This is a genomic window from Rhizobium rhododendri (assembly GCF_007000325.2).
GTDB classification, from domain to species: Bacteria; Pseudomonadota; Alphaproteobacteria; order Rhizobiales; family Rhizobiaceae; genus Rhizobium; species Rhizobium rhododendri.
Genome location: NZ_CP117267.1, coordinates 1,700,975 through 1,720,205 on the forward strand (window position 1 = coordinate 1,700,975; position 19,231 = coordinate 1,720,205).

Sequence of the window (19,231 nt, forward strand, 5' to 3'; positions counted from 1 at the left end):
CGGCCGGAAATGGTAACCGATTTGCGGCTCGCTAATTGTTTTCGGCGTCTGCAGAAAACTGGTCCTACTCTCTACAACGACTATCATGCCAGCGCCTCTTCGCCTGTTTCCATCAGCGCGAACCGCGCCGAGTTGCTGCGCGGTGTCCACAGCTGGCGATCAATCGCCTCCAGAAGCCGCTCCTTCATGTCAGCGAAGGCAGCGGGGTTCTTCTCCGTCATGAAATCGGCGACGCGGGCGTCTGTTACGAAGGCCTGGTAGACCGCCTCGAAGTGGTGATCGCGGACGGCGCCTGTCGTTGCCGAAAAGGCGAACAGGAAATCAACGGTCGCAGCGATCTCGGCAGCCCCCTTGTAACCGTGGCGCATGACGCCGGAGATCCATTTCGGATTGACGACGCGGCCGCGCACCACCCGGCCGATCTCTTCCTCAAGCGAGCGGATCACCGGCTTTTCGGGCCGCGAATGGTCGTTGTGATAGATAGGCGGCCGGGCGCCGCCCAGTTGCTCGGCCGCGGCCGCCATGCCGCCCTCGAACTGGTAGTAATCGTCGCTGTCGAGCAGGTCATGCTCGCGGTTGTCCTGGTTCTGCACGACGGCCTGAATCGATGCCAGCCGCTCTTCGAAGACACCGCGCTCGGCTTTGCCATCTTCACCGGCGCCATAGGCGTAGCTGCCCCAGACCAGATAGGCCTCGGCGAGATCGGCGCGCTTCTCCCAGCCCTTTTCGTCGATCAGCGCCTGCAGGCCAGCACCGTAGGCGCCCGGCTTGGAGCCGAAGACACGATAGCCGGCCCGTTTTGCTGCTGCAGCCGCATCCAGCCCCTCGGCCATCAGGCGTGCGGTTTCTCCCTGCATGCGGGCTGCGATTGCATTGTCCTCAGGGTCTTCATCCAGCGCGCCGACAGCCCGGACGGCCTTGTCGAACAGCGCGATCTGCTCGGGAAAGGCATCCCTGAAGAAGCCGGAAATCCGCAGCGTCACATCCACCCTAGGACGACCAAGCATGGCCGGCGGTATGATCTCGTAGCCGGTGACCCGCCGAGACGCCATATCCCACAGGGGCTTGACGCCAATCAGCGCCATCGCCTGGGCAATATCGTCGCCGCCGGTGCGCATATTCGACGTGCCCCAGGCCGTCAGGCCGATCGAGACCGGCCATTCCCCGTGATCCTGGACATAGCGCCGGACCAGCAGTTCGGCCGAGGCCTTGCCAAGCTGATAGGCCGCAGGCGTCGGCACCGCGCGGCTGTCGACGGAATAAAAATTGCGGCCCGTCGGCAGCACGTCCGGCCGGCCGCGCGTCGGCGCGCCCGACGGTCCCGGAGGCACGAAGCGGCCGTCGAGACCGGCCAGCAGCCCGTCGATCTCGGCCGGTCCACAGGCCTGGATCGAGGGTTTCAGGCGGGACTCAATTTCGGCAAGCACGGCCTGCGTCTGCGACCAATCCGGCGGGCAGAGGCTGGTGCCATCGACCAACCGGGTGGCCAGCAATTCGATGCGCTCCACGGTATCGCCGTTGGTGCGCCATGGGTCGCCGGATACATCGACGAGGATTTTCGGGCGCTGGCCTGCCCAGGCATCGGCCATCCCGCAGTCCAGCGGGTCGAAGGTTTTGGGTTGCGGAGGTTTACCCCCCTCTGTCCTGTCGGACATCTCCCCCACAAGGGGGGAGATCGATGGGGCGGCGGCAATCTCCACACTGAAGTCCGCTTTTGCAGCAAGCTCCGCAGGTGCATTTTTGTGACCACGGCGCGGCATACCAATCTCCCCCCTTGTAGGGGAGATGTCAGCAGACCCGACAGAGGGGGGTGGAGCGTCACACACAAACGCCGCCAGCCCCGCATCCGCAGCAATCGCCCGCTGCAGGCTCTGGTCGCCGCCCTCGCCCAAACCGCGCGGCACACGGGCCAGCGCTACCGTCAGGTCAGTCAGCAGCCGTCCCTGCGGCGACACGCCGAAGACGTGCAGCCCGTCGCGGATCTGCATTTCCTTCAGGTCGCAGAGATAGGCATCGAGCTTCTGCAGCGCACTCTCCTCGCTCTCGCCCTTGGCAATGCCGGCATCCTGGTCGAGGCCTATATCGGTGACGAGATCGAGGATCTGCTTGCGCAGCAGCAGGATGCGGCGCGGATCGACGCCGGAGGCTTCGTAATATTCGTCTACCAGCGCTTCGAGGTCCTTCAGGGGACCGTAGCTTTCGGCGCGCGTCAGCGGCGGCGTCAGGTGGTCGATGATCACGGCACTGGTGCGGCGCTTGGCCTGCGTGCCCTCGCCGGGATCGTTGACGATGAACGGATAGAGATGCGGCATCGGCCCTAGGATGGCTTCGGGATAGCAGGTCTCCGACAGCGCCAGCGCCTTGCCCGGCAACCATTCGAGATTGCCGTGCTTGCCCATGTGGATGACGGCATGGGCACCGAATTCCTGGCGCAGGAAGGCATAGAAGGCGAGATAGCCATGCGGCGGCACGAGATCCGGCGAGTGGTAGCTCTCCTTCGGATCGATGTTGTAGCCGCGTGCCGGCTGGATGCCGACCAGCATTTCGCCGAAGCGGGCAAAGGACAGGGCGAATGCGCCATCGACGACATAGGTGTCGCCCTCGGGCCCACCCCAGCGCGCCGTCACCTCATCCTGAATCTGAACCGGAAGAGACGCAAAGAAGGTCTTGTAACGACTCATCGAAAGCGTTTCGCGGATCACCTTCCCGTCGCGGCCGGAGTTGGTCGGCCCCTGCATGAGATGGGTGATCAGCGCGTCGCCATCGGCCGGGATATCGGCCACCGGATAACCGTTCGCCGCCATCGCCCGCATGACTTCCACCGTGCCGGCCGGCGTGTCCAGCCCGACACCGTTGCCGAGCCTGCCGTCGCGGTTCGGATAGTTGGCCATCACCAGCGCCACGCGGCGCTCACCCGGCGGCGTCCGGCGCAGCCGCGCCCAGTTGGCAGCGAGTGATGCAGTATAGCGCATGCGGTTGATCGACGGCTCGCTGCCGACGATATTGGCCTCCACCCGCTCGTCGTAACGGGCTGCCGCCTTGAACGATACGGCGCGCGACAGCACGCGGCCATCGACCTCGGGCAGCGCCACGTTCATGCCGAGATCGCGCGCCGAAAGACCCTGCGCCGAGGCGGTCCAGGCCTCCTTGGAAGACGCGGAGAAGATCGCCTGCAGCACGACGGCGTCGCTCGCCTCCAGCACCGTCGGCTTGCGGTCTGCGCCGGGGGCGGAGATCGCAAAGCCCGTGGTGTTGATGACCACATCCGGCAACGCGGCGCCAAAAATGTCGGCGATGATGGACTTGGATGCCGGGTCCTTGAGACTATAGGCGAACACCGGCAGCGGCCGCACACCGGCCTCCACCAGCGCCGATATCATTGCCTCGACCGGCCGCGTCTCGCCGCTCTGAACGAGAGCCCTGTAAAAGCTGATTGCGACAATAGGCCGTTGCTCCCGGTTATTCTCCTCCCTTGTGGGGGAGATGTCGGCCCGGCCGACAGAGGGGGGTAACGTCGCAACCTCAGAGGCCACCTCCCACGCATCAACATCGACAACACCCTGCCCCGGCCACCAGATGCCGGCCTTGGCAAGCGGGCTCGCCGGCTGCGGCTTTTCGGCTCCGGACAGCATCGCCGACGCATAGGCCAGAAACGCCCGCGCGTTATCGTCGCCACCCTCGATCAGATAGGACCACAGCGCATTGAGATCGTCGAGCGCGATGTTGGAGAACGGCATGACGCCCGGATCCGGCTTGGAATCGCCCGGTATGACCGCGATCTTAGCCCCCTGCCGTGTCGCCACTGCATGCAGCGCTTCCAGGGCATATTGAAAATAGCTCGCGCCACCGAGCGCCCGGACGATGATCATCTTCGCATGTCGCGCCGTCCGCTCGACATAGGTGTCGACCGACATCGGATGTTTCATGCTGAGCAGGCTTGCCAGACGCAGCGAACGGGTGCCGTCATTGTGGGCATAAGCCGCAGCGATAGCGGCAAGCTCGGTATCGGCTGCCGACAGGAACAGGATATCGCCCGGCGACTGACCGAGGTCGATCGCCTCGTCGCCATCGGATATCGAGCCCTTCTGGGCTAGGAGAAGATGCATGCGGCACCTCCCCGATGGGCGGGTTCGAGCACGGGGCGGCGCCCCCCTCTGTCCTGTCGGACGTCTCCCCCACAAGGGGGGAGATCGGTTGCGGGAGCCTCCATGCTCAAACGAAATTCAACGCCTGTAAAACGCTCAGTTGGACAGGAAAAGATCAGCCGCAGCTTCCCGATCTCCCCCCTTGTGGGGGAGATGTCACGCAGTGACAGAGAGGGGTAAGCCGCGGCAAATACCATCAAACAAGCGCCTCGATCGCACTGCGTACCGCCGCCTGGTCCATATCGTGCAGCCCGATCACCACCAGACGCGTCGCGCGGACTTCGCCCGGCGTCCAGGCGCGGTCAAAATAATGGTCGACACGGCTGCCAACGGCCTGCAGCTGCAGTCGCATCGGCTTGCCCGGCACATCGACGAAACCCTTGAGACGCAGTACGTCGTGATGGCCGATGACTGTCTTCAGCCGCTCGATAAACGTGACCGGCTCGGCGATGGGCCCGAGGTCGACAACGAAACTGTCGAACTCGTCATGGTCGTGCGGCGTACCGTCGGCATGCTCGATCTCATGGTGGGACAGCCGGTTGCCGACATCGGCCTCCGTGCCGATGCCGAGCCCCAGCAGCACGGCTGCCGAAACCTCGCCGTTGCGGGCCTCGATCATCGGGGGCTTGCGCTCGGTGCGCGACAGGACTTCGGCCCGAACGGCTGCAATGCCGGCGGCGTCCAGCAGGTCGGTCTTGTTGAGCACGATGAGGTCGGCGCAGGTCAACTGGTCCTCGAACAGTTCCTCGATCGGGTTGTCATGGTCGAGCGAGGCATCTTCCGCCCGCGCCGCATTGACGGCGTCGTGGTCGTCGGCAAACCGGCCGGCAGCGACGGCAACGCTGTCGACAACGGTGATCACGCCATCGACCGTCACGTGCGTGCGGATATCCGGCCAGTTGAATGCTGCCACCAGCGGCTGCGGCAACGCCAGGCCGGATGTCTCGATGACGATGTGGTCGGGCCGCGGGTTGCGGGCAAGCAACTGGGTCATCGTCGGGATGAAGTCATCGGCGACCGTGCAGCAGATGCAGCCGTTGGTGAGCTCGATGATATCGTCGGCAGAGCAGTTCTCAGCGCCGCAATCCTTCAGCACGTCGCCGTCGACGCCGAGATCGCCGAACTCGTTGATGATGAGGGCGATGCGCTTGCCGCCGGCATTCTGCAGCAGGTTGCGGATCATCGTCGTCTTGCCAGCCCCGAGGAAGCCGGTGATGACGGTGGCGGGAATTTTCTGTTGCAATGGATCAGCCTTTCATTTTCAGCGGCAGTCCGGCGGCGACGAAATAGACGTCGGTGGCCTCAGCCGCGATCATTTGGTGGAGACGGCCGGCATGGTCGCGAAAATCCCGCGCCATGCGGTTTTCCGGCACGATGCCGAGACCGACCTCGTTGGAGACGAACACCAGGCGCGCCTTTGCGCCCGGCAGGAATTTGCAGAGTGAGGCGAAGGCAGCAGCCATGTCGCGCTCTTCCATCATCAGGTTGGTGACCCACAGCGTCAGGCAATCGACAAGAACAGCGCGGCCGGGCGCGTCGATGGCACCGAGTGTGCCGACAAGATCGAGCGGCTCCTCATGCGTCGTCCAGCCCTCGCCGCGATCGACGCGGTGTTGGCGGATGCGCTCCGCCATCTCGGCATCCCAGGCTCGACCGGTGGCGACGTAATGGCGGTCGAGGCCGGAGCCGGTAACGAGTGCCTCGGCAAAAGACGACTTGCCGGAGCGCGCGCCGCCAAGCACGAGGGCCGTTCCGAATGTTGGGGATGACATCAGGTTGTTCCGATCCTCACGCGGTTCTGCGCGAAGCTGCAAGCGTGCAACAGTTCGGATCAGGCAAGCGCGCCGCAATGACGCGCAAAAGCAAACGTTCAGCCATGACAACCTCCGTGCTGGCAGCGGGACGACGTCCCAAAGGGTGGGCTTTTCGCCCGGCACGGATGGCAGGTCTCCTGGCTCACGGTTGCAATCTCCGGTCGGAACGACGGATATCGTTCCGACCGGAGATCACGGGTCTTTCTCGCCTTCCCGGCAGGTCATCATGAAAAGGCGGACGATTCGTAGATGAAGAGGCGTCCCACCCCGGTAAATCATGATGCCACGCCAGTGGCTTTTCCGATGCCTTCGACTTAAGGCCCGCCTGCACCATTGCAGAACATCACCCGTCGTCCCGGAACACCGGACGAAAGACCCTGACCGTTCTACAGTCGCGGGGTCGGCTGCGATAGGAGCGCCCTGTATGGGTCCGCCCGGTCACATTCCCTTTTGATCCCATACCGTTTTCACGGCGCGGGAACCTTCCGTTATGCGTTCAGGATTAGGCCTTCGCCTTATGCAAGTCAACTGATCGACGAATTCGGTTTCTGCCATATATGTGTTGAAACGGCGCTGAAATCATTCCCGGCGGCGGTCTTTTTGTCGCAATTGCCAGTGTAAAGACGTCCTGCTTTAAACAACCGCCTCTCTTTCATGCGTAACGCCATGCTTCAACGATTCCATGCGCCCCGCTTTCGCACCCTCCGGTCGCTTTTCGAAGCCGGGCGGATGCGCGCGATCCTGCGACAGAGCGAAGTCGGCCTCGTCATTGCCGGCGCATTGGTCGGCGTGACGTCCGGGCTGGCGGTGACGGCCATGAGCCTGATCTCTCGCCAGATGCACATGCTGATCTACGGTATCGGCGATGACGGCAGGCTGAGCAGCGCGGTGATCGACAACAAGCTGTTGTTGCTGCTGGCGCCGATTGCCGGCGGCGTGCTGCTGGGGCTGATGCTGTTCATCCTCTCCAAGACCCGCAAAAAGCCGATGATCGACCCGATCGAGGCCAACGCGCTTCACGGCGGCCGGCTGTCGCTGACCGACAGCATTCTGGTCTCCATTCAGAACCTCATATCCAACGGTTTCGGCGCATCCGTCGGGCTGGAGGCCGGCTACACGCAGATCGCCGCCGGCATCGCCTCGAAACTCGGACTGAAACTGCAGCTGCGCCGGGGCGACCTTCGCACTCTTGTCGGCTGCGGTGCGGCCGGTGCCATCGCCGCAGCCTTCAGCGCCCCCCTCACCGGCGCCTTCTATGCCTTTGAGCTGATCATCGGCAGCTACACCATTGTCACCCTGACCCCGGTCGTCGTTTCCGCCCTCGTCGCAACGCTGGTCGCACGCCTGCTCGCCGGCAGCGACGTGATGATCGATATCGGCGATTTCGGCAGCGTCGTGCCGGCCGACTACATTCCGGCCCTGCTTCTCGGCGCAGTCTGCGCCGGTTGCGGCATCCTGCTCATGCAGGGCGTCTCCTTCATCGAGGAGCTGGCCCGCAAGAGCGCCATCCCCCAGTATGTCCGCCCGGCACTCGGTGGCATCGTCGTCGGCATGCTCGCCCTGATCTCGCCGCAGGTGCTGTCGGCCGGCCACGGAGCGCTGCATCTCAATCTCGGCCGGGATATCGCCATCCCGGCCTTGATCGGCATCCTGCTGCTGAAGTCGCTGGCCTCGGCGGTTTCGATAGGCTCCGGCTTCCGTGGCGGCCTGTTCTTCGCCTCGCTGTTCATGGGCGCCCTGCTCGGCAAGATCTTCGCCTACTCCGCGCCCTACTTCGATCACGCGACGCTGACGCCGGTCATCTATGCCGTGGTCGGCATGAGTTCGCTGGCCGTGGCAGTCATCGGCGGCCCGCTGACGATGACCTTCCTGGCGCTGGAAATAACGGGCGACTTTCCGATCACCGCGCTGGTGCTTGCCGCCGTCATAACCTCGTCGCTCGTCGTTCGCACCACCTTCGGCTACTCCTTTGCCACCTGGCGCTTTCACCTCCGCGGCGAGAGCATCCGCAGCGCCCACGATGTCGGCTGGATCCGCAACCTGACGGTCGCCCGTATGATGCGCCCCGATGTGCGCAGCGCCAACGTCAACATCAGCATCGCCGACTTCCGCCATGATTTCCCGATCGGCTCGACCCAGCGGGTCGTGCTGCTGGACGATGCGGAGAAATATGCCGGCATGGTGCTGGTGCCGGAAATATACGCCAGCCCCGTCGACCAGGACGATGGCGATCGCGGCCTTGGCGATTTCATCCGCTACAAGAACGACTTCCTGCAGCCGCAGATGAATGCAAAGCAGGCGGCCGCGATCTTCGACAAGACCGAAAGCGAAGCACTGGCTGTGGTCAACAATCTGATCGAGCGAAAGGTCATCGGCCAGCTGTCGGAAAGCCATACCCTGCGGCGCTATTCGGAAGAGCTCGACCGGCGCCGGCGAGAGGAGTCAGGCGAACTCTGAGCCCGCAATCAATTTCAGTATTGACGCGTACGCACCACGCTCTAACTCAGATGCACCATAACGTCCGGTACCGTGCCAAGTGGCGCCGCCGGCACAAGCACTGAAAGCAAACATGGCAACCTCCTCCACGCCCGTCTGGTTCATCACCGGCTGCTCGACCGGCTTCGGCCGCGAACTCGCGACATTGGTACTCGAACGCGGCTGGCGCGCCGTCGTCACCGCCCGTGGCAAGGAGCGTGTCGCCGATCTCGTCACGGGTCACGAAGACAGTGCCCTAGCGCTGGACCTCGACGTCACCGACAAGGAGCAGATCGCTGCCGCCGTAAGGGCCGCCGAAGAACGCTTCGGCCAGATCGACGTGCTGGTCAACAATGCCGGTTACGGCTACCAGGCATCGATCGAAGAGGGCGACGACGACGCCATCCGCGCCCAGTTCGATGCCAACGTCTTCGGCCTCTTCGCCATGACCCGGGCCGTATTGCCGGGCATGCGCAAGCGCCGCCGGGGCCATATCATCAACATCACCTCGGTTGCCGGTCTCGTCGGCTTTCCCGGCTCCGGCTACTATGCAGCCAGCAAGCACGCCGTCGAGGGCATGTCGGACGCGCTTGCCGTCGAAGGCCGGCCGCTCGGCATTAAGGTTACCTGCATCGAACCCGGCCCGTTCCGCACAGATTGGGCCGGCCGGTCCTTACAGCAGACGGTCTCCGGCATCGCCGACTACGAAGAGACCGTCGGCGCACGGATGGCCTCGACAGCAGCCATCAGCGGCAAGCAGAAGGGCGATCCGATCCGCGCTGCAAAGGCGATGATGATGGTAACGGAACTGGAGCACCCGCCGCGCCACCTGGTGCTCGGCGCTTTCGGCGTCGATGCCGTATCGAAAAAGCTCTCGGACAGTCTGGCCGAAGTCGAACAGTGGCGCGACACCTCCATCGGTGCCGATTTCCCAGAGTCCGAACAATAAGTTCACAGCTATGGCGGCGTTCCTCTTACCGCTCGCGAAAAGCCGGTCGTCCACCGCGACGACCGGACACCACCTTACTGCGCCGTCGCGGATAGGCGGTGGCGAAAAACAGGGACGGCATGGATGACTGACAACAGGTCCGCTGCAACAGACATCGGCAAGCATGAGCCGCCGCCCCTGAACGAAGGCCACCTGACCGCCATCCCACGGCCAGTGGCCGACCATGGAACCATCGGCAATCTGCGCACCACCGCTCTGGTCGCCCGAGACGGTGCCATCGACTTCCTGTGCTGGCCGAACTTCGACAGCCCCAGCGTCTTCCTGGCTTTGCTCGATCCGGAAAAGGGCGGCGCCTTCGAACTCTCGCCGGATATCGCCGGCGCGCGCACCATCCAGATGTACGTCCCCGAAACCAACGTCCTGATGACGCGCTGGCTCGGGCATGCCGGCAGCGCCGAAATTACCGACCTGATGCCGAGCCCGACTACGACCGGCGAGAGCGTCTGCCGGATCGTGCGCCGCGTCGCCGTCACGCGCGGCACAGTCACCATCCGGCTGAAATGCTGGCCACGCTTCGACTACGCTCGCACCATCCCGGACGTTACCGTCGATGAACACGGTGCCGTATTCAGCGGACCCGACGGCTTGCGCTTGCGCCTGACCGCACCGGTGGCACTGACGCCGATGAACGGAGGAGTGACGGCGGAATTGACGCTCAAGGTCGGAGAGCAGGCGGATTTCACCTTCGGAGACGACGACGGCGTGCTCATGCAGACCGAGGAGGTGTCATGCGTCATCCTCGAGACAAAAAACTACTGGCAGAAATGGGCTGCCCGGTCGACCTATCACGGTCGCTGGCGGGATGCCGTGACCCGCTCGGCGCTGGCCCTTAAACTGATGACCTCGCTCAGCCACGGCTCGATGGTCGCTGCCGCCACCTTCGGCCTGCCGGAGGCGCCCGGCGGCGAACGTAACTGGGACTATCGCGCCACGTGGATCAGGGATGCATCGTTCACGGTCTATGCGCTGATGCGGCTCGGCTACCAGGAGGAGGCAATGGCCTTCAGCCGATGGACCGGCGCGCGCACCCAGCAAGACTGGGACGGCCAGCTTCTGATCATGTACCGGATCGACGGCAGTTCCGATCTGGAGGAAGTCGAGCTGGACCATCTGGCAGGCTACGGCGGCGCACGCCCCGTGCGTGTCGGCAACAAGGCTGCCGAGCAAATCCAGCTCGACATCTACGGCGAGCTGATGGACTCTATCTACATCAGCAACAAATACGGAGAGGCTATCTCCGGTCGGGGCTGGCGCGGCGTTCAGCGCTTTGTCAATTACGTTTGCGACAACTGGCAGCTACCGGATGCCGGCATTTGGGAGGTGCGCAACGAACCGTCCGAGCATCTGCACTCCCGGCTGATGTGCTGGGTAGCCGTCGACCGCGCGATCCGGCTGGCTGAAAAGCGCTCGCTGTCCGCCCCCTTCGAAAAATGGGTGACGACGCGCAACGAGATCAGCGAAGATATCTGGGCGAACTTCTGGAACGACGAACTCGGCCATTTCGTGCAGGGCAAGGGTGCGACCAATGTCGATGGCGCACTGCTGCTGATGCCGTTGGTACGTTTCGTCAGCGCCACCGACCCGGCGTGGCTGGCGACGCTCGATGCCATCGGCGACCAGCTGGCCGACGACAGCCTGGTGAAGCGCTACAAGCAGGAAGATGGCCTCGACGGCCAGGAAGGTGCGTTTGCCGCCTGCTCCTTCTGGTATGTCGAATGCCTCGCCCGCGCTGGTTGCCTCGACGAGGCACGCATAAACTTCGAAAAGCTGCTGCTCTACGGCAACCACCTGCAGCTCTATCCGGAAGAGTTCGATGCGCGCGGCGAGTTCCTCGGTAATTTCCCGCAAGCCTTCACGCATCTCGCCCTCATCAGCGCTGCCTTCTATCTGGACAGGGCACTGGATGGCAAATTCGGTCAGTGGCGGGCATAGAAGGGCACGGCTTGTTAGCGTCACTGCTTCCCGAATAGTTTGATTTTTATCGGATAACGCGCCGAAGGTGTGTTGTCGTGTTTCATTTCAGGGCGGTTGCATCTCAGCGATTGACAATTTGCCGATATGTTTCAAGAGTGCGCCGCATCGGCTGACTGCTTGGGGGGTATGGGCTATGTCACGGCGCGCGATTATCGGACTGTCGGCTCTTTTGTTCGGCGCTTTCCTTTCTCTCGCGCCCGGACAGGCGGCGGACGCAAGTCGCCAGGTGGTGACCACCCCCGGCGGCGATTATTTCGGCTTCGACCTGCGCACCGTCCAGAACCAGACAATCGAGCAATGCGAGGCGACCTGTATCGCCGATCGCTCCTGCCGCGCCTTCACCTACAATCCGAAGGTGAAATGGTGTTTCCTCAAATCCGACTTCAACCAGCTGAACGATTTTCCGGGCGCCATTGCCGGCAAGATCGTCGAAGTCACAGCCCAGCCCGATATCGGCGCCGCACCCGCTTTGCCCTTCATCAGCGACAAGCTGCGCGACGATGCGGCGAAGGCAAAAGCGAACCTCGCTCTGACCGATGACCAGAAGACGCAAGGCGTCCAGAGCCTGGTGGCGCTCGCCCATGTAGAGCAATCCGCAAAGAATCCGGCAGAAGCCGTAAAAGCCTTTCTTGGCGCCCTGTCCATTACGCCGGAAGATCCCGTCCTCTGGATCGAAACGGCGCGTACAGCAAACAGCATCAAGAACAATACCGAAATTGCCGGCCAGGCCGCCATTGCCGCGCTGAATGGCTACCAGCTGACACGCACCAAGGAGAGCCGCGCCGACGCCCTCGCAGTGCTCGCGGCGTCGCTGGCCAATTCGGACAACGCCCGCGCCGCTCTCAGCGCCTACAAGGCGAGCCTCGCGCTGGTCAATTCCAAGACCGTTGCCGCTGCCTATGCCGACCTCAAAAGCCGCAAGGGTTTCCGCATTCTCGCCAATACCATAGATAATGACAGCACGACCCCGCGCGCCTGCGTGCAGTTCTCGGAAAAGCTCATCAAGAGCGGCACGGACTACACACCCTTCGTCACCGTCGATGGCGCAACGCCGAACGCGATGGAAGCCAAGGACGACCAGATCTGCGTCGAGGGACTTGCCCATGGGCAGCGCTACAAGATCTCCTTTCGCGCCGGCCTGCCCTCCTCGGTCGATGAAACTCTCGAAAAGACCGCTGACGTCAGCATCTACGTCAAGGATCGCACCGCCTCGGTGCATTTCACCGGCGACAACTTCGTGCTGCCGCAAACCGTTCGCCACGGCATCCCGCTCGTCTCCGTCAACGCGACCACAGCAAATCTGAAACTTTACCGGATCGGCGACCGTGGCATCGCGCCGCTGCTCACCTCCTCGCAGTTCCTGACGCAACTGGATGGCTACAGCGCCCAGCGCCTGCAGGATGAATCCGGCGAACTGGTGTGGCAGGGCGCCATCGACATCAAGTCCGATCTCAACAAGGACGTCGTCACCAGCTTCCCGGTCGACCAGGCATTGCCGCAGCGCAAGCCCGGTATCTATGTTATGACCGCGACCGTGCAGAACGGCGGCGGCCAGGAATGGGATTCGCAGGCGACACAATGGTTCGTCGTCTCCGATATCGGCCTCTCCACCTATGCCGGCACCGATGGCCTCAGCGTCTTCACCCGCTCGCTTGACACTGCCAAGCCGCTCGCCGGCGTCGAGCTGCAGTTGCTCGCCAAGAACAATGAAATCCTCGGCACGGCCAAGACCGATGAAAACGGCCATGCCACCTTTACCGCAGGCCTGATGCGCGGAACGGCGGCCATGACGCCCGCCGTCATCACCGCCAAGGACGGCGACAAGGACTATGTGTTCCTCGACATGACGCGCGCCGGCTTCGACCTGTCGGATCGCGGTGTCACTGGCCGCAAGACACCCGGCGCCATTGACGTGCTCGCCTGGACAGAACGCGGCATCTACCGCGCCGGCGAGACGGTGCACGCCTCGGTGCTCGCCCGCGACAGCGCCTCGGCAGCTATCGAGAACCTGCCGCTGACCTTTATCTTCAACCGGCCGGATGGCGTCGAGGATCGCCGCGTCGTTAGCAATGGCGGCCTGCTCGGCGGCTACACGATCGACTTGCCCCTGCAGACAAACGCCATGCGCGGCACCTGGACGATGCAGGTGTTCACCGACCCGAAGGGCACGGCGATTGGCGAAAAGCAGTTTCTGGTCGATGATTTCGTGCCGGACCGGATAGAGTTCGATCTGAAGAGCGAGGCAAAGACCATCGACCTCGATGCGCCCGCCGCAGTGTCGGTGGACGGTCGCTACCTCTATGGCGCGCCTGCTGCCGGCCTCACCATCGAAGGTGACGTCGCGCTGAAGACGACGCGCGAAAGCGCCGATTTCCCTGGCTATCTGTTCGGGCTTGCCGACGAGCAGGCGAGCGAGGACACCAAGGTGCCTCTCGAAGGCCTGGAGCCGGTCGACGACCAGGGCCACGAGACCTTCGATGTCTCGCTCGCCACGCTGCCTTCCACCACACAGTTGTTGAATGCCAATATCACGCTGCGCATGCAGGAAGCCGGCGGCCGTGCCGTCGAGCGGTCGCTGACGCTACCGGTCAAGGCGCAGAGACCAATGATCGGCATCAAGCCGGAATTCGACGGTAATCTCAGCGAGAATGCCATCGGCAAGTTTCATGTCATCTCCATCGACCGGGATGCCAAAAAGCAGGCGATGTCCGGTTTGAACTGGAAACTGCTAAGTATCGAGCAGAACTACCAGTGGTACCGCGACGGCTCCGGATGGAAGTATGAGCCGGTGAATTCGACCAAGCTGGTCGCCAACGGCACGATTGATGCGACAGCCGAAAACGGCGCCGAAATCGCAGTTCCCGTCGCTTTCGGGCGCTATCGTCTAGAGATCGAAACCGCAGCCGTCGATGGCCCGGCCTCCAGCGTCGAGTTCGACGCCGGCTGGTACGTCGCGGCATCCTCGACCGAGACGCCGGACGCCCTCGAAGTCGGCCTCGACAAGGAAAGCTATGCTGTCGGTGACACCGCCAAGCTGAAGATTTCCCCACGCTTTGCCGGCGAAGTGCTCGTCACCATCGGCACCGAAAACCTTGTCTCGACCCAGACGGCGAGCATTGCGGCCGGCGGTGGCGAGATCGACATTCCGGTGACCGAGGCTTTTGGCGCCGGCGCCTACGTCACCTCCACCCTCTTCCGTCCGGGCGATGCGCAGGACAGCCACATGCCGATGCGAGCCATCGGCGTGAAATGGCTGAAGGTCGATCCCGCCCAGCGAAAACTGTCCGTCAAGCTGACGCCGCCACAAAAGACCCTGCCACGCCAGCCTCTGGTCATCCCGGTGGAAGTCGCCGGTGCCGGTATAGGCGAAGAAGCCTATGTGACCGTGGCAGCCGTCGATGTCGGCATTCTCAACCTGACGCGCTACGAAGTGCCGGATCCCGATGGCTGGTACTTCGGCCAGCGTCGGCTCGGGCTTGAAATCCGCGACCTCTACGGCCGGCTGATCGACGGCTCGCTCGGCGCCATGGGCACCATTCGCACTGGTGGCGATGGCGCGGCGGTGGCACTACAGGGCAGTCCCCCGACCGAAAAGCTGGTCGCCTTCTTCTCCGGCCCGGTCAAGCTCGATGCGTCGGGCAAAGCCAACATCACATTCGACATTCCGCAGTTCAACGGCACCGCCCGCATCATGGCCGTTGCCTGGTCGAAGCACGGCGTCGGCCATGCCAGCACCGACGTCGTCATCCGCGACCCCGTCGTCGTCACCGCCAGCCTGCCGAAATTCCTCGCCCCCGGCGACGCCAGCCGCCTGCGGCTCGACATCGCCAACACCGATGCGCCGGAAGGCAATTACCAGGTACAGGTCACCAGCAACCCGGCCGTCAGCATCGCCATGAAGGATGCGTCGCAGACCGTAAAGCTGGCCGCAGGTGGCAAGGTCGCCCTGACCCTGCCGCTGACCGGCGCACAGCCGGGAGCCGGTGTCGTCTCGATCAAGTTGTCGGGCCCGAACGGCCTGTCGCTGGAGCAATCGCTCGACATTCCCGTCCGCCCATCGTCGCTCCCGGTCACCGAAGCCCGGCCGCTGACGATTGCGGCAGGCGCGAGCCTGACAGTCAACGGCGAGCTTCTGGCCGACAGCCTGCTGCAGGGCGCCTCCGTCAGCCTCAATGTCGCCCGGGCCCAGGGCTTCGATATCCCGGCGCTGCTGATGAGCCTCGACCGGTATCCCTATGGCTGCACCGAGCAACTGACGAGCCTTGCCATGCCGCTGCTCTATTTCAGTGAGCTCGCCAAGAAATCCGGCTTGCCGGACGATCCGGAGGTACGAAAGCGCGTGCAGGATGCCATCTACAAGGTGCTTGCCAACCAGTCGTCCACCGGAAGCTTTGGCCTCTGGAGCCCCGGTTCCGGCGATCTCTGGCTCGATGCCTACGTCACCGATTTCCTGACCCGTGCCCGCGAGCAGAAGTTCGACGTGCCTGATTCAGCCATGGTGCAGGCGCTCGACAACCTACAAAACGCGGTCGGCGTCGACGCCAACATCAAGGACAACGGTAACGAGATCTCCTATGCGGTCTACGTCCTCGCCCGCAATCGAAAGGCAGCGATCAGCGACCTGCGCTATTATGCCGATACCATGTTGTCGAGCTTCCCGACACCGCTCGCCAAGGCGCATATCGCCGCGGCCCTCGCTCTCTACGGCGATGCACAGCGCTCGCGCAACGTTTTCCTCGATGCCATGCAGACGGCAGAAAAGGATGCCGTGACCAGGGTCAGCTTCGTGCGCTCCGACTACGGTTCATCCTTGCGTGACGGTGCGGCCGTTCTGGCACTGGCGACGGAAGCCCGCCCGGTGCCGCCCATTGTCCCTGGCCTGACCAAGCTCGTCGCCACCGAATGGCAGAAGAAGGGAAACACCAGCACCCAGGAACAGACCTGGATGCTGCTCGCAGCCCGTGCCCTGCAGACCGGCGACGAAGACCTGAAGCTCAACATCGACGGCACGGCGCATACCGGCGCCTACAATACCCGGCTGACCGGGGACGAACTGCTTGCCCACCCGATCACCGTCACCAACCAGACGGCCCAGCCGATCTCCGCCACCGTCACCACGATAGCCGCACCAAAACAGCCGCTGACCGCCAGCAGCAACGGTTTCACCATCGAGCGCAGCTTCTACACCTTCGGTGGTGAGCAGGCGAATATCAGCGAGGTGAAGCAGAACGAGCGCTACGTCGTGGTGCTGAAAGTCAACGAAACCAACAGTTGGCCCTCGAAGATGATGATCACCGATCTGCTGCCGGCCGGCTTCGAGATCGATAATCCGGGGCTGGTCAACAGCGCCCAGCTGTCGAACTTCGATTTCCTGCAGGAGGTCAATCCGGCCCATGTCGAATTCCGCAGCGATCGCTTCGCTGCCGCCGTCGACCGTGCTGCTGACGAGAGCGGCGAGATCACGCTGGCCTATGTCGTGCGCGCCGTGACGCCGGGAACCTACGATATGCCGGGCGCCAATGTCGAGGACATGTACCGGCCGCAGTTCTTCGCCCGCACGGCGACGGGCCGCATGGAGGTCGAGGCAGCAAAATAATGCGGTTCTGGCGCACCCTCGGCATCGGCACATCGGCATCGCTGCTTCTGGCGCTGGCGGCTGGCCTCGGCCTCGAGGCAGCCGACAAGGCCTATCCGCCGCCGCTTGAAAAAGCCATGGTGACATCGGCCGAGGTGCTGGACAGCGATGGCCAGTTGCTACGGGCCTTCGCCACGCCGCAGGGCCGGTGGCGCCTGAAAACCACAGCTGCCGACGTCGATCCGCAGTTCGTCCGCATGTTGGTCGCCTATGAGGACCGGCGATTTTACGAGCATCACGGCGTCGACATCGTGGCCATGGGGCGGGCGGCCCTTCAGTTCGTCACCCACGGGCGCATCGTCTCCGGCGCCTCGACACTCTCGATGCAGGTGGCAAGACTTATCGAGCCGCGCCCCGAGCGAACCTTCGGGGCAAAACTGCTGCAGCTGGCCCGCGCCATCCAGATCGAGCGCCGGCTGAGCAAGACCGAGATCCTCGACCTATACCTCACCCACGCCCCCTATGGCGGCAACCTCGAAGGCATCCGCGCCGCAAGCCTCGCCTATTTCGGCAAGGAGCCCCGGCGATTGACAGTGGCCCAGTCGGCCTTGCTGGTGGCGCTGCCGCAACTGCCGGAAAAGCGCCGGCCGGACCGCCATCTGCAGGCGGCAGAGGCTGCACGAAAACGGGTGCTGACCCGCATGGCCGTGGCCGAGATCGTCGGCGACAGCGAGGCCGGGCGCGCCGAGTTCAGCCCCATCCCCGCCCGCCGGCTGCAACTTCCGGCCTATGCCGCACATCTCGCCGAGGCAGCCCTCAAAAAAGAACCGTCGGTGGGCCAGCACCACACGACCCTCAAGCGCAGCATCCAGCAAGGGTTGGAGGCCGTCGCCCGCGAATCTGCAGCCAGGCTCGATCCAAAAGTATCGCTGGCCATGGTCATGGCCGACAGCCGCACCGGCGAAATCGTCGGCGAGGTTGGGTCCGCCAACTACTTCGACGCCAGCCGCTCCGGCTGGATCGACATGACACGCATTAACCGATCGCCCGGCTCGACGCTGAAACCATTCATCTACGGGCTCGCCTTCGAGGAAGGCCTGCTCTCGCAGGAAACGATCATCGAGGACCGGCCCGCCGATTTCTTCGGCTACCGGCCAAAGAACTTCGACACCACCTACCAGGGCGACGTCACCGTCCGCCAGGCCCTCCAACTCTCCCTCAACGTCCCGGCCGTCCGCGTGCTCGATGCCGTCGGGCCATCCCGGCTGCTGGTCCGCTTCCGCCGCGCCAATGTGCGACCGGTACTGCCGGCGAATGAAACGCCCGGGCTCGCTATCGGCCTCGGCGGGCTCGGCATCACGCTGAAGGACCTCGTGCAGCTCTACGCCGGCCTCGCAAACCGCAGCAATCCGGTGAAACTCGGCGACGGCATCGTCGACAAGCCCGAAGTCGTGGACAGCCAGCCGCTGCTGGAGCCCGTCGCCGCCTGGAATGTCGCAGATGTGCTATCGGGCATCATCGCACCCGCCGGCAGCGCCCAGCACGGCATCGCCTACAAGACCGGCACCAGCTACGGCTACCGCGATGCCTGGTCGGTCGGCTATGATGGACGCTATGTGCTTGGCGTCTGGGTCGGCCGGCCCGACAATGGCGCAGTCCCCGGCCTCACCGGCTACGCCTCCGCAGCCCCCATCCTGTTCCAGGCCTTCGCAAAATCCGGCGTCGGCATCACGCCGCTGCCGTCAGCGCCGATCGGCGCGGTGCGCATCGCCCAGGCGCAGCTGCCGATCAGCCAGCGCCGCTTTTCAATGGACGCCAGCGGCCTGATGGCCGCTACCACCCGCGAACCCGCGCCGCAGATCGTCTATCCGCCGGAAGGCGCCCATGTCGAACTCGGCGAAACGGGCGACGGTCGGCTAATGCCGCTGGTCCTCAAGCTGCAGGGCGGCCGCGCGCCCTTCCGCTGGCTCGCCAACGGCAAGCCCCTCGCCACCATCGCCCGCAACCGCACCAGCCAATGGACCCCGGACGGCGACGGCTATTCCACACTCACAGTCATCGACGCCGCCGGCCGCGCCGCAACCGTGGGTGTGTTTCTTCAGTAACGGTCGAGGGTCGACCACACCCATCCTGCAGGCGTTGGTTCATTCCGAAGAAAGAGGAAGAGCCGCCGGCATTGCCTGCCTCCCTCCTCGCTGTGCTCGTCACAGCGATCCAGCCACGCCGGGTCTGCGCCGCA

8 protein-coding genes and 1 riboswitch are annotated in these 19,231 nt (G+C 63.8%); of the genes, 5 read left to right on the plus strand and 3 right to left on the minus strand.

Going from position 1 to position 19,231, the window contains the following annotated elements; all coding sequences use genetic code 11:
* Positions 1–83: 83 nt before the first annotated feature.
* The 3 genes from cobN to cobU form a co-directional block, all read right to left on the minus strand.
* Positions 84–4,106 carry a cobaltochelatase subunit CobN gene (gene cobN, locus PR018_RS08425; RefSeq protein ID WP_142823090.1) on the minus strand — a complete coding sequence of 1,341 codons (4,023 nt, stop codon included), beginning with the start codon at positions 4,104–4,106 and terminating at the stop codon, positions 84–86.
* A gap of 235 nt (positions 4,107–4,341) precedes the next feature.
* On the minus strand, positions 4,342–5,388 hold the full coding sequence (gene cobW / locus PR018_RS08430; RefSeq protein WP_142823091.1) for a cobalamin biosynthesis protein CobW: 1,047 nt from the start codon (positions 5,386–5,388) through the stop codon (positions 4,342–4,344).
* Positions 5,389–5,392: 4 nt separating this feature from the next.
* Positions 5,393–5,917 (minus strand): bifunctional adenosylcobinamide kinase/adenosylcobinamide-phosphate guanylyltransferase, encoded by a 525-nt coding sequence (gene cobU / locus PR018_RS08435; RefSeq protein ID WP_142823092.1) that lies wholly within the window; start codon positions 5,915–5,917, stop codon positions 5,393–5,395.
* Positions 5,918–6,069: 152 nt separating this feature from the next.
* Positions 6,070–6,460, minus strand: a riboswitch (cobalamin riboswitch).
* Positions 6,461–6,625: 165 nt separating this feature from the next.
* Here cobU and PR018_RS08440 point away from each other — a divergent pair.
* The 5 genes from PR018_RS08440 to pbpC all read left to right on the plus strand — a co-directional run bounded on the left by PR018_RS08440 (position 6,626) and on the right by pbpC (position 19,097).
* Positions 6,626–8,416, plus strand: coding sequence for a chloride channel protein (locus tag PR018_RS08440; RefSeq protein ID WP_142823093.1), 1,791 nt, complete (start codon positions 6,626–6,628; stop codon positions 8,414–8,416).
* Between the two features lie 112 nt (positions 8,417–8,528).
* Positions 8,529–9,383, plus strand: coding sequence for an oxidoreductase (locus tag PR018_RS08445; protein ID WP_142829184.1), 855 nt, complete (start codon positions 8,529–8,531; stop codon positions 9,381–9,383).
* A gap of 123 nt (positions 9,384–9,506) precedes the next feature.
* Positions 9,507–11,375 carry a glycoside hydrolase family 15 protein gene (locus PR018_RS08450; protein ID WP_142823095.1) on the plus strand — a complete coding sequence of 623 codons (1,869 nt, stop codon included), beginning with the start codon at positions 9,507–9,509 and terminating at the stop codon, positions 11,373–11,375.
* A gap of 175 nt (positions 11,376–11,550) precedes the next feature.
* Positions 11,551–17,013: an alpha-2-macroglobulin family protein gene (locus PR018_RS08455; protein WP_142823096.1), complete on the plus strand. Its 5,463-nt coding sequence runs from the start codon at positions 11,551–11,553 to the stop codon at positions 17,011–17,013.
* On the plus strand, positions 17,013–19,097 hold the full coding sequence (gene pbpC / locus PR018_RS08460) for a penicillin-binding protein 1C (protein ID WP_142823097.1): 2,085 nt from the start codon (positions 17,013–17,015) through the stop codon (positions 19,095–19,097). Before PR018_RS08455 ends, pbpC begins: the two co-directional genes overlap by 1 nt.
* The last annotated feature ends 134 nt before the right edge of the window (positions 19,098–19,231 follow it).

Bases quoted from the DNA above. Each gene is read 5' to 3' on its own strand.
- PR018_RS08455 (WP_142823096.1), top strand. From the start codon at position 11,551: ATGTCACGGCGCGCGATTATCGGACTGTCGGCTCTTTTGTTCGGCGCT.
- pbpC (WP_142823097.1), top strand. From the start codon at position 17,013: ATGCGGTTCTGGCGCACCCTCGGCATCGGCACATCGGCATCGCTGCTT.
- PR018_RS08445 (WP_142829184.1), top strand. From the start codon at position 8,529: ATGGCAACCTCCTCCACGCCCGTCTGGTTCATCACCGGCTGCTCGACC.
- PR018_RS08440 (WP_142823093.1), top strand. From the start codon at position 6,626: ATGCTTCAACGATTCCATGCGCCCCGCTTTCGCACCCTCCGGTCGCTT.
- PR018_RS08450 (WP_142823095.1), top strand. From the start codon at position 9,507: ATGACTGACAACAGGTCCGCTGCAACAGACATCGGCAAGCATGAGCCG.
- cobU (WP_142823092.1), bottom strand. From the start codon at position 5,917: ATGTCATCCCCAACATTCGGAACGGCCCTCGTGCTTGGCGGCGCGCGC.
- cobN (WP_142823090.1), bottom strand. From the start codon at position 4,106: ATGCATCTTCTCCTAGCCCAGAAGGGCTCGATATCCGATGGCGACGAG.